The following is a 14,289-nucleotide window of genomic DNA, read 5'->3' on the forward strand; positions in this document are numbered from 1 at the left end:
CACTTCGAAAGGTACGATAGCCGATTGGGTTTTAGATCGATCCGGCGATCGCTTTGACTTGAGCGCCGCCTCGCTCAGGATTTCCCATAAGCCCCCTGGTAGCGCCCGTCGCGGATCGCCTTCAGGGTCTCCTCCTCGCGCCTGATCTGGACACGCACCGCCTCCAGCAGCATCGCGGCGCCGGCGGCGGGAAACGACACCACGCCATCTTCATCACCGACCACGATGTCACCCGGCGAGATCACGCTGCCACCGACCGTCACAGGCACGTTGATCTCGCCTGGGCCGTTCTTGTAGGGCCCGCGATGGATCACCGCGCGGGCGAAGCAGGGAAAGTCGTCGCCGGCGAAGGCGGCCACGTCGCGGATGGCGCCGTCGATGACATAGCCTTCGGCTTTGCGCCATTGCGCGATGTTCTTCATGATCTCGCCGACCAGGGCCCGGGTCTCGTCGCCGCCGCCATCGACCACGATGACGTCGCCGGGACCGACCAGCTCGAGTGCGCGATGGATGGCAAGATTGTCGCCGGGACGGGTCCTGACCGTGAAGGCCGCGCCGACCAGCTTGCCGCTGCGATGATAGGGCTTCAGCCCGACCGCGCCAGGCAGCCGGCTGAGATTGTCCGAAATGATCGAGGTTGGTGCATTCCTGAAGCCTTCGATGATATCGGCGGGAGGCTTCGGCACGCTGTTCGCTGCGATGGTGATCGTCATGAGGTTCAGTCCTTCCGAGGCTCTTATTCGGCGTGCGCCCGGGCCTGCGCGGGCATGATGCGGAAGGCGCGGCCTTCCTTCATCCACGCCGCGCGCTCGTCGCGCAACAGCGTGCGGCGAACCTTTCCGGAATCGTCACGCGGCGGCGCGCTAACGAACTCAAAACTCTCCGGATGCTTGTAGCGGCTGAGCCGGTCTTTCAAAAAATCCGCCATGCTGTCTGCGATCACCTGACCGTCCGCGCCGGGGTCCGGCTCGACGATGGCATGCACGCGCTGGCCGAGCTCAGGATCAGGCAGGCCCACCACCACGCAGGAGCGCACGCCGGGGCACGCGGAGACGGCAGCCTCGACCTCGGCCGGATAGATGTTGGCACCGCCGCGCAGCACCATGTCGGCGAGGCGGTCGCCCAGATAGAGATAGCCTTCGGCGTCGAGCCGGCCGATATCGCCGAGCGATTCCCAGCCGTCGGCGCGGCGCTTCGGCTCGGCGCCGAGATAGTGATAGGTGGCGTCCTTGCCGTCGTTGTTGAGGAAATAGATCTCGCCCGTCTCACCGGGCGCGACGTCATTGCCGTCCTCGCCGATGATGCGAAGCCTCGCCGTCTCCGCGATCTTGCCGACGGAGCCCTTATGCGTCAGCCATTCGGTACCTGATATGATGCAGGCGCCCTGGCGCTCGGTGCCGCCATAGAGCTCCCAGACCCTGTCCGGCCCAAGCCAGGCGATCCAGTTTTCCTTCAGCCAGGGCGGCATCGGCGCTGCCATGTGGAACACGGTCTGAAGGCTCGACACGTCATAGCCATTGCGAACCTTATCAGGCAGCGCCCAGATCCGGTGCATCATGGTCGGCACGAAATTGACCCATTGCACGCGCTCGCGCTCGATCTGGCGCAGCGTCTCCTCAGCATCGAACCTGACGAGGCCGGTCAGCTTGCCGCCGGTGAACAGCGCAAAATGCGACACGATGAACGGCGCATTATGATAAAGGGGGCCTGGATTGAGCAGCGAGACTGCAGCGGGAATATTGAGCGGCGGCGCAGCGAGGGTATCAGTCACCGCAGGCTGATGGTCGAGGATCACCTTGGGACGCCCGGTCGAGCCGCCGGAGGTCATGGCCTTCCAGTAGCGCGCGACCGGGTGATCGAGCGGCTCATCGGAAAAACCGTCCGGCACAAAATCCGCAGGCAAGCGGTTCGGCGCATTCCAGTCGGCCTCGCCGCCGACCACGAGCGCGGGCTTCAAAATCTCGAGCACGGCCGCGGCTTCGCCGCGCGGCAGCCGCCACGACAGCGAGGTCGGCGTCGCACCGCATTTCCATACCGCGAACGTGGTCTCGAAAAACGCATTGCTGTTGGGCAATCCGATCGCGACGAAATCGCCGGGCCTGACGCCCTTCGCCGCAAAGGCGCGCGCCCGCCTGTTGGCACCGCGTTCGAGCTGGTCCCATGTCAGTCTGTCCCGACCGTGCTGGACGGCGATGGCGCCCTCGGGTTTGCGTTGCGCGTACCAGCGCGGCACATCGGACAGGGGCAGCAGCATCAGGCGTTTCCATTTCGTTTTCTTGGCGGGGCCTCAGGATGGGCCGCGTCGCGCAGCGAAGTGTAACAGCCGGAGCCGACCCTTCAAGCTTCTGCATTCAGCGCTCCTTCGTCAATGACGCCGCGCTCGGCGCGGTATGCGCCGACATATCGTAACGCATCGCGCAGGCGTCCGTGCAGCACGATGATGGCGCGCGAGATCGCCGGCAGCGTATCGACCAGCCGCTGGAGAGGTGGAGCGGCAACATGCCGCCGACCGACAGCCCCGCACCGGCGAGGACGTTCACCGGCTTGGGGTTCGGTGCATTCTCGTCCGCGGCCAGTGCGCGGCCGCAAACCTGCGCCAATGCGATGGCGGAGAAACAGGTCGACGCTCTCATGATGAGAATTTCTCTTCGCATTCAAACCGGTAAATGCGCCCTGCGGCTGCGGCTCCCGAGCCACGTCAAGCAAAAAATGTCAGCAACCCAGCCATGAATTTCCCGAGTTCCATGGGTGACAAGCCGACGAGAAAGGGGCAAAAATCGGCGACGACTCAGTTGGGGTTGAGTTTCTCAGGCTCTCGCAGAATGTTGTCCGTGTTTGCATCGCGTCGTGCGGCGCCACTTCTCGTTGCCGCAGCAGGAATTTTTCTGCTGACCACGCCGCATGCCCACGCCGAATGGTGGAAGCGCGCCCCTATCGACTTCGAGGAATGCGCCGACGCCGCCGAAAAATCCGCGACCAAGGCCGAAAAGACGGCAGCTCTTGCGGACTGCAATGCCAAATTCGCCGGCCGGCGCAAGGCTGGCGGCGGCTACACTTATTACGACTTCCTCCAGGACCGCACCTTCGACATCGCAGGTCCCAACCCGACGCGGGAGGAGCAGAAGAAGATCGACGAATCCTACACCGCCTATCTTGCCGATCAGCGCCGCAGCAATGAAGCCGCCGAGGCCCTGGCGCGGCAACAGCGCGAGCAGCAGCAGCAGCAGGAGCAGAAGCGCGAGCGGCAGGCGCAGCAGCTCCAGCAGGTCGCGCTGCGAACCGAGGTCGAGCGCGTGCCCGTGCCGGTGGAGCGCCCGAAGGTGCTGGGTGCGCGGCCGAAGAATGCCCCTTGCATCAAGGGCGCGTTCTCCTGCGAATGGCCGCGGCTGTCGGAAAGCCTCAGCGACCTGAAGAAGCTGTTCAGCCCGGCGCCGAGCAAGCCGGCCAAGAAGGGGTAAGCTGTCTCCACATCCGTCGTTGCGGCTTCGCTGCGCCCGCAATGACGAGTGGATGGAGATTCGCGCCCGACCCTCAGCGCGTCTGCTTCTTCTTCGAACGCTTCGGTGGGGTTACCGCCGGCGCAACCGGTTCTGTCGTTGCCTGTGAATTGCTCAGCGCCTTCCGGCTCTCCTGCAAGCGCGCGTCGTAGCCCGGCGAGTTCACGACGGTCGGCGGCCGGGCCTCCGCCAGGCGGGAGGCGCCGCAGAGCGCGGCCAGCCCGAGCCCGATCACTAGAGAACGTTTCATCGGCTCCTCCACTCAAACCACACCACGGATCTGTTGAGGCGAAAGGCCGGGCGGGCCCTTAGCCGCCGTCTCCGCCTCCTTGACCAGCACAGCAATGCGACGCATCAGCGGCACATCGACATTGTTCTGCTCGGCAAGCGCAATGACCGCGCCCTGCAGATAGTCGATTTCGGTCTTGCGGCCCTGCTTCAGATCCTGCCACATCGAGGAGCGCGCCTCCGGATCGATCTTCATGGTCCGCCGCAGAATCGCTTTGAAGATCATGTCGGGCAGTCTGAGCATCGCCGGCGTCCAGTTCATCGGGATGGGCGTCGACGACACCGGCGTGATGCCGGCGGCCTTCAGCGCAGCCAGGCCTTCCGCCATCTGGTCGGCGAACAGTTTTCGCCAGTCGCGGTTCGCCAATTGGGCGGCAAGCGGCATGTCGGACAGTGCGCTGAGTGCGTTGTTCAGATTGATGATGAGCTTGCCCCATTGCACGCCGGCGATGTCGCGGCTCGCGCGCAGGTCAAGACCCGGCACCGACAGCGCGGCAGCAATGTTGTCCGCGTCTTCACCCACCTGGATGTCTCCGGAGCTGGAACGATGGAAGCGCCCCTCGCCCATTGCGACCACATTGAACGGCACCATGCCGGCGAGCACGCGCCGGCCGCCGAGAAGCTCCCTCAGCACGGCGACATTTCCGACGCCGTTCTGCAACGACACGATCACGGCATCCTGCGGCGCATGCTGCGCGATCTGATCGGCGACATCGGCCGTGTCGGCGCTCTTCACCGTCACCAGCACGATGCCGGCGCCGCAGAGGATCGACGGATCCTCCGACAGCGCGAGCTGGCCGGGGCCGAGCTTCCTCTCGGAGCCGTCGAAATCCGTCAGCCGCAAACCGAACCGCTCGATCTCGGTCTTCACCCGCGACCGCACCAGCAGCGCGACGCGGCGGCCGGAGGCGGCCAGCTGGCCGCCGACGAAACAGCCGATGGCGCCCGCGCCGGCCACCACGATCGATCGATCCGTCACCACCTGACCTGCTCCACAATGATGCGCTTTCGATAGCAGAGGCTTAGACCGGAGGCGAGGCCGGCTGCCCATCGCGGCCAAAGTGCATCTGCCTTGTAACCGTCATGAGACGCCCATATGTTTTTGCACGGGGGCCTATCACCGGCGAGAGCTCGCCGACGAGAACGCCAAAGGAGAACATCATGGGTCTACTCGACGTCCTCAACGGCATGCAGAACGGACCCCGCGGCCCGAGCACCCCAAGCCCGCAAGGCTCTTCCGGCGGCATGTCGCCGATGACCATGGCGATCCTCGGCCTGCTCGCATGGAAGGCATTCAAGCATCTGACGGCAGGCCAGCCGGGCGGCGCGCCGCAGTCGGCGCCGGCGCCTGTGCCGCCGCCCGTGAATGCGGGCCCAGGCGGTGGTGTTGGCGGTGGCGGCATCGGTGATGTCCTCAAAGGCGGCCTCGGCGGCCTGCTCGCGGGCGGGGCGGCCGGCTCCGTGCTGAGCGGAGGCCTCGGCGATCTCCTCAACCAGCTCAAGCAGGGCGGCCACGGCGAGACCGCGAACAGCTGGGTTGGCAAGGGCGAGAACAAGCCCATCAGCCCCGGCGATCTCGCCAATGCGCTCGGCGCCGATCAGATCCAGAGTCTGTCCGCGCAGAGCGGCCTGTCGCGCGACGAGCTGCTATCGGGTCTCAGCCAATACCTGCCGCAGGTGGTCGATCATTTGACGCCGGATGGACGGCTACCGACCGAGAACGAGATCTCGGGCAGACTCTGATTTTCGTCAAAACGAGGGGAGCACTGAGATGAGCATGGGCGGCCTGTTGTGGATCATCGTGGTCGGCTTCGTCGCCGGCCTGATCGCGCGTTTCCTGGCGCCGGGGCCGAACAACCCCAGCGGCTTCATCCTCACCACCATCCTCGGAATCGTCGGTGCGTTCCTGGCGACCTTCGTCGGTCAGGCCATCGGCCATTACGGTCCTGATCAGGGCGCGGGATTCATCATGGCCACGATCGGCGCGGTGGTGGTGCTGTTCATCTGGCACCGGCTGGTCGCGAGCGGCGTGATCAAGGGGTAGCCCGAAGGCGGTGAGATAGAGGCACGTTGCCGCCTCAGGCTCTCCGTCATTGCGAGGAGCTCGCGACAAAATTGCGAAGCAATTTTGCGCTGATGCGACGAAGCAATCCAGACTGTCTCTAGGGACAGATTTCTGGATTGCTGGGCTTCGCTCGCAATGACGGGTTCACGTAATCAGATGCATCCCCGCATCCATGCGCACGACCTCGCCGGTCATGTTGCTGGAGGCCGGCATCGCCAGGAAGCAGACGAGCTGTGCGATGTCCTCGGCTGAAGAGGCAACCTTCAGCGGCACCTTCGCCACCACACTGTCGCGCACCTGCTTGGCGCCGGCCTCGCCGCGGCCCTTCGTGAACCAGGGCGTGTCGATATAACCGGGACACACGGTGTTGACGCGGACCAGCGGCGCGAGTGCGCGTGACAGCGACAGTGTCATGGTGTTGAGCGCGCCCTTGCTCGCGGCATAGGCGATCGACGATCCGACGCCGCTGATGCCGGCGACCGAAGAGACGTTCACCACCGCCGACGGTCGCCCGGACGCCTTCGACGCCGCCTCGAGCAGGTTGCGCGCCGCGCGCACCATCTGGAACGGGCCGATGGTGTTGACGCCGTAGAGACGCTGGAAATCTTCCGCCGACAATCCGTCGAGATCGGCATGAGCAACGTGCTTGGTGGTGCCGGCATTGTTGACGAGGACGTCGAGCTTGCCCCAGCCGCTGGCGGCCGCAACGATTCTACGGCAATCGTCATCCTTCGAGACGTCGCCCTGCGCGACCAGAACTTCGGCGGCGCCGGCCTTGCGGCAGAGCTCTGCCGTGGCTTCGGCTTCGGTCTTGCTCGACGAATAGTTGATGACGAGCCGCGCCCCGCTTGCGGCAAGAATTTGCGCAGTCGCAGCACCGAGGCCGGATGCGGAGCCCGTCACGATTGCGCACAAACTGTCCTTGGCCATCCGGATGTCCTTCCCCGTGATTGAATGTGGTGCCCTGTTTAGCGAGTTTGCCGCGCGCTGCAAATCGCAGCAAACTCCGCTAAGCGGAATTAGCCCAGACCGCTCACACCTCCATGCCGATGCCGCAGACGGGCCTGCGATCAACGCTTGTCAGAGCCATGGCTTTTTCGGATCATCGGGCGCAAGAAGAACCTGCGCGTCGGCCCGATTGGGCAGGACGCGCCAATGGCAAAAACGGGGAACGCTGTGGCGGAGAGTGACAATATCGTCGTCGAGACCGCGGAGAAGATCTTCGCCGATCTTGCCGATCCGCAAACCATCAACAACGACAAGACGAATTCGTGGCAGGCGCCGCTCTGGCAGGCCCTGAGCGAAGCCGGCTTGCCGCTCTCCTGGGTGCCCGACGAGCTCGGCGGCTCCGGCGCAAGCTTGGCGGACGGTTTTGCCTTGCTGAACGCCGCCGGCCGTTTCGCCGTCGCGATTCCCTTGGCTGAGACCATGCTGGCGGGCTGGCTGCTGGCGCAAGCGAAGATGACCTCGCCCGAAGGCGAGATGACCGTGCTGCCGGCCTCGCCCAAGGATCGCATCACTGTTGATGCCGACGGCGCGCTCTCCGGCCGTTGCCGCGGCGTCCCCTTTGCCAAAGCGGCCAGGCATTTTGCAGTCCTCGCGCATGGGCCGGATGGCGTCTCGGTTGCGCTGGTCGATGCGAGCAAGGGGCGGATCGCATCCGGGCTCAACGTCGGCTACGATCACAGCGACACCGTCACGCTCGACAAGGTCCAGCCCGTCGCCATCAAGGCGGCGCCCGATGGCGTTGACCAGACAACGCTGATGCTGATGGGCGGCGTCGCACGCAGCCTCCAGATTGCCGGCGCCCTGGAATCGATGCTCGACATCTCGGTGCGCTATTCCAACGAGCGCGTCGCCTTCGAGAAGAAGATCTCGAAATTCCAGGCCGTGCAGCACAATCTCGCGCGCCTGGCGGGCGAGTCTGCCGCAGCACTTGCGGCCGCGACATCGGCGGCCGACGCCATCGCCAACGCGAAGACGTTCGACGACGAAGTTTATCTCGAAGCCGCCTCGGCAAAGATCCGCTGCGCGGAAGCAGCCGAAAAAGGCGGTGCCATCGCACACCAGGTTCATGGCGCGATCGGCTTCACCATCGAGCATATCCTGCACCGCTACTCGCTGCGGGCGCTGGCGTGGCGCGACGATTTTGGCTCGGAGAGCTACTGGGCGGTCGAGCTCGGCAGGCTGGTCGCCTCCAGAGGCGCCGATGAATTGTGGCCGCTCGTGGCTTCACGCTGACAGGGAGACGAAACACATGACCGCTGCCCTTCGTTTCGACCCGATCCGCCTGCCCGAGAACTGCGAACGACTACGCAAGGAAGTGCGTGCGTTCCTCGCCGAAGAGATCGCCGCCGGCACCTTCGATCCCCACAAGCCCAACCGCGAAGACACCGACGCCCCGGAATTTTCCCGTAAGGTGGGCGCCAAGGGCTGGCTCGGCATGACCTGGCCGAAGAAATATGGCGGCCAGGAGCGCTCATTCCTCGAGCGTTACGTGGTGACGGAAGAGATGCGCGTCGCCAACGCGCCGACGCGGCGGTTCTTCGTCGCCGACCGCCAGAGCGGTCCGGTGCTGCTGAAATACGCGCCCGAACACATCAAGATGGATATCTTGCCGCGCATCTGCCGCGGCGAAATCTGCTTTGCCATCGGCATGAGCGAACCGAACTCCGGCTCCGACCTGTTCGCCGCGAAGACGCGTGCGACCAAGACCGACGGCGGTTATCTCATCAACGGCACCAAGATCTGGACCTCCTCGGCTCATATCGCCGACTACATGATCGCGATCTTCCGGACCTCGCCGCCGACCAAGGAAAACCGCCGTCACGGCCTGACGCAATTTCTGGTCAAGATGAAGCAGCCGGGCATCAAGGTAAACCCGATCGGCCAGATCACCGGCCAGTACGAGTTCAACGAGGTGGTCTTCACCGACTTCTTCGTGCCCGACGATCACGTGCTCGGCGAGGTCGATGGTGCCTGGAAGCAGGCGACGTCGGAGCTCGCCTATGAACGTTCCGGCCCCGAGCGCTTCCTCGAAACCTATTACGTGCTGACCGAGCTGGTCCGTGCGGTCGGTCCTGATCCGGACACGCGCAGCGCCGAAGGCATCGGCCGTCTCGTGGCGCAGCTCCACACCATGCGGCGCATGTCGGTCTCGGTGGCCGGCATGCTGCAGGCCGGCAAGGAGCCGGTGGTGGAAGCCTCCATCGTCAAGGACATCGGCACGGTCTGGGAGCAGCAGCTTCCGCACCGCGTGCGCGATCTCGCCGCCTTCGTCGAGGAGACCGCGACCAACCGCGAGACGCTGGAACGGCAGCTCGACTTCGCCATCAAGACCGCGCCGAAACTCACCATCCAGGGCGGCACCACCGAGGTGTTGCGCGGCATCATCGCCCGCGGACTTGGGCTCCGCTAAACCTTCGAGGACATCATGACCACCTACAAGGATATCGGCGTCGAGAAAGTTGGGCACGTCGGCACCATCGAGATCCGCAGACCGCCGCTCAACTTCTTCGACATCTCGCTGATCAACCAGATCGCCGACGCGCTCGACGAGTTCGACCGTGACATCGAGATCCGCGCCTCGGTGTTGTCCGCGCAAGGCAAGGCGTTCTGCGCCGGCGCCAATTTCGGCGATCCCGCGCGGCAGGCGCAGGAAGCGCAAGAAGCCGAGAGGAAAGCAAAGGGCGACCCGGCCGACAATCTCGGCCCGATCAACCATCTCTACATCCAGGCCGTGCGCATCTTCCGCGCCAAGAAACCGATCGTTGCAGCGGTGCAAGGAGCGGCCATCGGCGGCGGCCTGGGCCTCGCAGTGTCGGCGGATTTCCGCGTCACCTGCCCCGAAGCCCGCTTCTCCGCGAACTTCACAAAGCTCGGCTTCCATCCCGGCTTCGGCCTGACGACGACGCTGCCCGAGCTGATCGGCAAGAACAACGCCGAGCTGATGTTCTACACCAGCCGCCGCGTCACCGGCGAAGAGGCGTATAAATGGGGCCTCGCCAACGCGCTGGTGCCGCAGGACCAGGTGAAATCGGCCGCGATGAAGCTCGCCGGCGAGATCGCCGAATGCTCCCCGCTCGGCCTGCTCTCCACCCGCGCCACGATGCGCGCGGGCCTTGCCGATCGCGTCATGGCCGCGACCAACCACGAGCTCGCAGAACAGACGAGATTGCGTGCGACGGAAGACTTCAAGGAAGGTGTGAGGGCGACGGAAGAACGCCGCGTCGCGAATTTCAAGGGAAGGTAGCGCCCTCTCCTTCTCTAAACGGCCCTCTACCCCGTCATCCTGAGGAGCGAGTTGCACGGTGCTTAGCACCGTGCAAGGAGCCTCGGAGCATGAACGGCCCGGCTGGTGGCCGTCGCCCTTCGAGGCTCGCCGAAGAGGCGAGCACCTCCAGCGACAATGGCTTCGCCATTGCGCGGGCGTGACGGATCACTACGAGGAATTAACCGACGCGAAACGTCACTCCGCCGAGCAGGAATTCATTGCCCGCAACTGCGAGCCCCTTCTCGCGCGCAGCATGCAACACACTCGCTGCATCGGCTACCCGAAACTCCAGCGCGCTCATGATCTCGCTCGCACCCTTCACGAAACGGAAGGTTGCGTTGGGCAGCTTCAGTTCGGCATCGCTGTTCGCAGTAATCCCGATGATCTTGCCCCAGTGCTCCGCCAGCCCCTGCGGATCCGGGCTCTGCATCTCGACCGCTGTCAGCGCCTGCGTCACATCCTTGCGGATGAAGCTTTGCCAGTCCGGTCCGGCCGGCGGATATGCGCCCAGAATGTCGTCGCTGCCTTCGGTGTGGTTGAACTCGATGAAGGCAGCGCGGCAGTCGCGCGGGTGGAGCTGGACGCCGTGATAGGGCGCGTGGTGGATCACGTTGGCGGTGCGCACGCCCATGGCGTTCGCATGGCGGCCGCGCTCGTCCGGATCGTTGCAGCAGAAGATCGCCATATAGCCGCCACGACCGCCGGTCTTCTCGATGAAGCGGCCCGCCGTGGTGCCATCCTTGAACGGCGCGACGACTTCCAGCATGATCGTGTCGACCGGGAGCAGCGCGTTCTCCAGGCCATATTTGGCGACATTGCCGTCGCGGTAGCAGACGGAAAGGCCCATGATCCCGGCGATGTCGGAGACGACGGGCGCGAGCTGCGGCGCGACCAGGCAGATCTGTCGCAGCCGCATATAGGGGGCCATCGTCATGCGCCCCTGAAGGCCGGCTTGCGCTTCTCGACGAAGGCTTTGGCGGCTTCCTTGTGATCCTCGGTATCGCTGCAGCGGGTGTGATGGATCGCTTCGCCGTCGAAGCAGTCTTCCAGCGGCAAATGCTCGGCATTGTTGATGTTGCGCTTGATGAAGCCAAGCGCGATCGAGGGCCCTTGCGCCAGCGACATTGCGAGCTCGTGCGCGGCGGCGTCGATCGCGGCGTCGGGGACGACCCTGGTCACCATGCCGATCGCATGTGCTTCCCTCGCGGTCAGCACGGGAGACGTCAGATAGAGCTCGCGCGCCCGCGCGCTGCCGAGCAGCTGGGTCAGGAAATAGGTGCCGCCGTAATCGCCGGAGAAGCCGACCTTGGCGAAAGCCGTCGTGATCTTGCAGGATTCCGAGGCGACGCGCAGATCGCACGACAACGCCATCGACAGGCCGGCACCGGCTGCGGCGCCGTCGAGCTGCGCGACCACGGGCTTCGGCATCTGATGCAGGATGCGCGACACCTCCATGCCACGGCGCAAGTTTGCAAGCTTCTGCTCGAACGGCAGCGGCGCGCGGCCGGCCGCCATCGACTTGACGTCGCCGCCGACGCAGAAAGAACCGCCGGCTCCCTTGAACAGCACGGCCCGCACGTCCGGATCGTCAGCCGCACGTCGCGCCGCCTCGACCAGGCCTGCGACCATCTCAGGGTTCAGCGCGTTCTTTCGCTCGGGCCGGTTCATGGTGATGGTGAGCAGCCCGCCTTCGAGCTTTTGCAGGACCATGTCGTTCATGGGAGGTCTCCCTGGTTGTTTCGTTTTGCTCTGTCTATCGCCACGCTCATCATTGCGAGGAGCCCTTGCACGAAGCAATCCAGGCTGTCTGCTTGGAAACATCTCTGGATTGCTTCACTTCGCTGGCAATGACGACGCCTACTTCTTTACCAGCGGGCAGCGCGACTGCTCGAGCGACTGGAACGCCTCGCCGCCGGGCACGGTGGCGAGCAGCTTGTAATCATCCCAGCGCCCCCGGGACTCCGACGGCTTCTTGACCTCGAACAGGTACATGTCGTGGATCATGCGGCCGTCTTCGCGGATCTTGCCGTTGTGCGCGAAGAAATCGTTGATCGGCGTTTCCTTCATCACCTTCATCACCGCGGCAGCATCGGTCGTGCCGGCCGCCTTCACCGCCTTCAGATAGTGCGTGACGGAGGAATAGACGCCGGCCTGTGCCGATGTCGGCGGCCGCTTGACGCGCTCCTGAAAGCGCTTCGAGAAAGCGCGCGTCTCGTCGTTCATGTCCCAGTAGAAGGCTTCGGCCAGCAGCAGGCCCTGCGCCGTCTCCAGTCCGATCGAGTCGATGTCGGTGACGAAGGCCAGCAGCGGCGAGACCTTCTGGCCGCCCTTGGTGATGCCGAACTCGGCCGCCTGCTTGATGGCGTTGACGGTGTCGCCGCCGGCATTTGCCAGTCCGATCACCTTGGCCTTTGAGGCCTGCGCCTGAAGCAGGAACGACGAAAAATCGGACGTGTTAAGTGGATGACGCACGCTGCCGAGCACCTTGCCGCCGGTCTTGATGACGACGGCGCTGGTGTCCTTTTCCAAATCCTGGCCGAAGGCATAGTCGGCGGTGAGGAAGAACCAGGTGTCGAGACCCGACTTCACGGCCGCAAGGCCGGTCACATTGGCCTGACCGTAGGTGTCGAACACGTAGTGGATGGTATAGGGGCCGCAGGCCTCGTTGCTGAGACGGATCGATCCGGGTCCGTTGAAGATGATGATCTTGCCCCGTGCTTTCGCGATTTCGCCGGCGGCAAGCGCGGTCGCGGAAGCGGCGACGTCATAGATCATCTCGACACCCTGGTTGTCGAGCATATCGCGGGCGATGTTGGCGGCGAGATCAGCCTTGTTCTGATGATCGGCGGCCAGCACCTCGATCTTGCGTCCGAGCACCTCACCACCGAAATCTTCCACCGCCATCTTGGCCGCGGTCTCGCTGCCGGGGCCCGTGATGTCGGCATAGAGGCTCGACATGTCGAGGATGCCGCCGATCTTCAAGGGAGGCTTCTCCTGGGCCTGCGCGGCGGCGCTTGCACCCAAGGCAATCGCGGCGGCAAAAATGCCCGACAAAATATGTTTCATGGAAAACATTCTCCCTTGGTCGCCTGGCTCTGAACGGCGGCTTGATTATTGCTATTCCCTCGATCATGCCGGATGCGCAAGACAGCGGCAAGCAGAAGCGCAATGCGCATCGGCGGATGCTCTAGTGTTTTCCGCAAAGCGGAATGGTCGGAAGACGCAAGATGTTTCCGCATCGTCATTTGCGAGCGCAGCGAAGCATCCAGAGTCCCTCCGCGGGAAAAACTGGACCCTTCACTGCGTTCGCAATGACGGAGTGTGAGGAAGCGTCTTCGCGAACCGCTGCACTTGGGGTAAAGCCAGAGGGGAATGCAACCTCCCCGGGTCATATGACGCAAGGGCTTCAGCTCATCGTCGCGCTTTTTCTCGTCGGTGACAGCGCCGCGTACGCGGCGCCGTGCCAATTCGAAGCACAGGGCGAAGGCCGTGTCGCGGCGATCGTCGACGCGCGCAGTGTACGTCTCGACGATGGCCGTGAAGTCCGTCTCGCCGGCATCGAGGCGACAGCAACGACGAGGCAAGCCCTGACGTCGCTGCTCGTCGGCCGCGACGTCGTCCTGCGCGGCACTGACGACACGCCCGACCGCTACGGCCGCCAGGGCGCGCTGGTGTTCATCGGCGAGAGCGACACCTCCGTGCAGACCATGCTGCTCACCAACGGCGATGCCCTCGTCTCCGCTGAGATCGCCGACAAGGATTGCGCAACCGCCCTGATGTCGGCCGAGGCCGAGGCGCGGCGTCAAAAAAAGGGCAATTGGGCTGACCCATCGGCCATAAAAAACGCGGAAAGTCCGGACGATATTTTGGCCGGGATCGGGCGCTTCATGGTGGTCGAGGGCAAAGTCCTGTCGGTCCGGCAAGCTGGGGCAATGACCTACCTCAACTTCGGACAGAACTGGACACGCGGCTTCGCGGTGACTATCTCAAAGCGGACGCTGCCGACGCTTGAAAGTGCCGGAACAACTGTCAAGTCATTGGAAAATAGACGCATTCGTGTCCGGGGCTGGGTTGAGGGGACGACGGGGCCGCGTATCGATGTGCTCCGGGCGGGACAGGTCGAGTTGCTGGGCGCAAACGAGCCGACAGGGGTAAGGCCTTAAAAT

16 protein-coding genes are annotated in these 14,289 nt (G+C 64.3%); 7 read left to right on the top strand and 9 right to left on the bottom strand.

Annotated elements, in window-relative coordinates:
• Positions 1-74: 74 nt before the first annotated feature.
• From ACVW16_RS15825 to ACVW16_RS15835, 3 genes are all read right to left on the bottom strand, one after another.
• Positions 75-713 (bottom strand): RraA family protein, encoded by a 639-nt coding sequence (locus ACVW16_RS15825; protein ID WP_456737012.1) that lies wholly within the window; start codon positions 711-713, stop codon positions 75-77.
• Between the two features lie 23 nt (positions 714-736).
• Entirely contained in the window at positions 737-2,254 is a 1,518-nt protein-coding gene (locus ACVW16_RS15830) for an AMP-binding protein (protein WP_456737011.1), read from the bottom strand.
• 97 nt (positions 2,255-2,351) lie between these two features.
• Positions 2,352-2,633: a hypothetical protein gene (locus ACVW16_RS15835; RefSeq protein ID WP_456737010.1), complete on the bottom strand. Its 282-nt coding sequence runs from the start codon at positions 2,631-2,633 to the stop codon at positions 2,352-2,354.
• Positions 2,634-2,822: 189 nt separating this feature from the next.
• Between ACVW16_RS15835 and ACVW16_RS15840 the strand changes: the two genes are divergently transcribed.
• Positions 2,823-3,458 carry a hypothetical protein gene (locus ACVW16_RS15840; protein WP_456737009.1) on the top strand — a complete coding sequence of 212 codons (636 nt, stop codon included), beginning with the start codon at positions 2,823-2,825 and terminating at the stop codon, positions 3,456-3,458.
• A 73-nt stretch (positions 3,459-3,531) separates the two neighbouring features.
• On the opposite strand, the gene ACVW16_RS15845 is transcribed toward ACVW16_RS15840, so the two are convergent.
• The gene (locus tag ACVW16_RS15845; RefSeq protein WP_456700107.1) at positions 3,532-3,747 is read right to left on the bottom strand and encodes a hypothetical protein; all 216 of its coding nucleotides are present in this window, start codon (positions 3,745-3,747) and stop codon (positions 3,532-3,534) included.
• A 12-nt stretch (positions 3,748-3,759) separates the two neighbouring features.
• Positions 3,760-4,767, bottom strand: coding sequence for a 2-dehydropantoate 2-reductase (locus ACVW16_RS15850; RefSeq protein WP_456737008.1), 1,008 nt, complete (start codon positions 4,765-4,767; stop codon positions 3,760-3,762).
• 179 nt (positions 4,768-4,946) lie between these two features.
• Between ACVW16_RS15850 and ACVW16_RS15855 the strand changes: the two genes are divergently transcribed.
• Entirely contained in the window at positions 4,947-5,528 is a 582-nt protein-coding gene (locus ACVW16_RS15855; protein ID WP_456700109.1) for a YidB family protein, read from the top strand.
• Positions 5,529-5,556: 28 nt separating this feature from the next.
• Positions 5,557-5,829: a GlsB/YeaQ/YmgE family stress response membrane protein gene (locus ACVW16_RS15860; protein ID WP_200470495.1), complete on the top strand. Its 273-nt coding sequence runs from the start codon at positions 5,557-5,559 to the stop codon at positions 5,827-5,829.
• A gap of 165 nt (positions 5,830-5,994) precedes the next feature.
• Here the strand turns inward: ACVW16_RS15860 and ACVW16_RS15865 are convergent, their stop codons facing one another.
• The gene (locus ACVW16_RS15865; protein WP_456737007.1) at positions 5,995-6,780 is read right to left on the bottom strand and encodes an SDR family NAD(P)-dependent oxidoreductase; all 786 of its coding nucleotides are present in this window, start codon (positions 6,778-6,780) and stop codon (positions 5,995-5,997) included.
• Positions 6,781-7,026: 246 nt separating this feature from the next.
• On the opposite strand from ACVW16_RS15865, the gene ACVW16_RS15870 reads away from it, so the two are divergent.
• The 3 genes from ACVW16_RS15870 to ACVW16_RS15880 are packed head-to-tail and all read left to right on the top strand — an operon-like array spanning position 7,027 to position 10,102.
• Positions 7,027-8,091 (top strand): acyl-CoA dehydrogenase family protein, encoded by a 1,065-nt coding sequence (locus tag ACVW16_RS15870; protein ID WP_456739081.1) that lies wholly within the window; start codon positions 7,027-7,029, stop codon positions 8,089-8,091.
• Between the two features lie 16 nt (positions 8,092-8,107).
• Positions 8,108-9,268: an acyl-CoA dehydrogenase family protein gene (locus ACVW16_RS15875; RefSeq protein WP_456700111.1), complete on the top strand. Its 1,161-nt coding sequence runs from the start codon at positions 8,108-8,110 to the stop codon at positions 9,266-9,268.
• A gap of 15 nt (positions 9,269-9,283) precedes the next feature.
• Positions 9,284-10,102, top strand: a complete 819-nt coding sequence (locus ACVW16_RS15880) for an enoyl-CoA hydratase/isomerase family protein (protein ID WP_456700112.1) — start codon at positions 9,284-9,286, stop codon at positions 10,100-10,102.
• A 199-nt stretch (positions 10,103-10,301) separates the two neighbouring features.
• Here ACVW16_RS15880 and ACVW16_RS15885 read toward each other — a convergent pair whose 3' ends face one another.
• From ACVW16_RS15885 to ACVW16_RS15895, 3 genes are all read right to left on the bottom strand, one after another.
• On the bottom strand, positions 10,302-11,051 hold the full coding sequence (locus ACVW16_RS15885; RefSeq protein WP_456738274.1) for a hypothetical protein: 750 nt from the start codon (positions 11,049-11,051) through the stop codon (positions 10,302-10,304).
• A 2-nt stretch (positions 11,052-11,053) separates the two neighbouring features.
• Positions 11,054-11,842: an enoyl-CoA hydratase gene (locus ACVW16_RS15890; protein ID WP_456700113.1), complete on the bottom strand. Its 789-nt coding sequence runs from the start codon at positions 11,840-11,842 to the stop codon at positions 11,054-11,056.
• Positions 11,843-11,980: 138 nt separating this feature from the next.
• Positions 11,981-13,189: an ABC transporter substrate-binding protein gene (locus tag ACVW16_RS15895; protein ID WP_456737006.1), complete on the bottom strand. Its 1,209-nt coding sequence runs from the start codon at positions 13,187-13,189 to the stop codon at positions 11,981-11,983.
• 245 nt (positions 13,190-13,434) lie between these two features.
• On the opposite strand from ACVW16_RS15895, the gene ACVW16_RS15900 reads away from it, so the two are divergent.
• Complete coding sequence (locus ACVW16_RS15900; protein WP_456739082.1) at positions 13,435-14,286, top strand: thermonuclease family protein; 852 nt, start codon at positions 13,435-13,437, stop codon at positions 14,284-14,286.
• Positions 14,287-14,289 lie beyond the last annotated feature (3 nt).

Source organism: Bradyrhizobium sp. USDA 4474 (assembly GCF_054057515.1).

Coding starts and splice junctions, on each gene's coding strand:
- ACVW16_RS15825 (WP_456737012.1), bottom strand. CDS start 713: ATGACGATCACCATCGCAGCGAACAGCGTGCCGAAGCCTCCCGCCGAT.
- ACVW16_RS15830 (WP_456737011.1), bottom strand. CDS start 2,254: ATGCTGCTGCCCCTGTCCGATGTGCCGCGCTGGTACGCGCAACGCAAA.
- ACVW16_RS15835 (WP_456737010.1), bottom strand. CDS start 2,633: ATGAGAGCGTCGACCTGTTTCTCCGCCATCGCATTGGCGCAGGTTTGC.
- ACVW16_RS15840 (WP_456737009.1), top strand. CDS start 2,823: ATGTTGTCCGTGTTTGCATCGCGTCGTGCGGCGCCACTTCTCGTTGCC.
- ACVW16_RS15845 (WP_456700107.1), bottom strand. CDS start 3,747: ATGAAACGTTCTCTAGTGATCGGGCTCGGGCTGGCCGCGCTCTGCGGC.
- ACVW16_RS15855 (WP_456700109.1), top strand. CDS start 4,947: ATGGGTCTACTCGACGTCCTCAACGGCATGCAGAACGGACCCCGCGGC.
- ACVW16_RS15860 (WP_200470495.1), top strand. CDS start 5,557: ATGAGCATGGGCGGCCTGTTGTGGATCATCGTGGTCGGCTTCGTCGCC.
- ACVW16_RS15865 (WP_456737007.1), bottom strand. CDS start 6,780: ATGGCCAAGGACAGTTTGTGCGCAATCGTGACGGGCTCCGCATCCGGC.
- ACVW16_RS15875 (WP_456700111.1), top strand. CDS start 8,108: ATGACCGCTGCCCTTCGTTTCGACCCGATCCGCCTGCCCGAGAACTGC.
- ACVW16_RS15880 (WP_456700112.1), top strand. CDS start 9,284: ATGACCACCTACAAGGATATCGGCGTCGAGAAAGTTGGGCACGTCGGC.
- ACVW16_RS15885 (WP_456738274.1), bottom strand. CDS start 11,051: ATGGCCCCCTATATGCGGCTGCGACAGATCTGCCTGGTCGCGCCGCAG.
- ACVW16_RS15890 (WP_456700113.1), bottom strand. CDS start 11,842: ATGAACGACATGGTCCTGCAAAAGCTCGAAGGCGGGCTGCTCACCATC.
- ACVW16_RS15895 (WP_456737006.1), bottom strand. CDS start 13,189: ATGAAACATATTTTGTCGGGCATTTTTGCCGCCGCGATTGCCTTGGGT.
- ACVW16_RS15900 (WP_456739082.1), top strand. CDS start 13,435: ATGACGGAGTGTGAGGAAGCGTCTTCGCGAACCGCTGCACTTGGGGTA.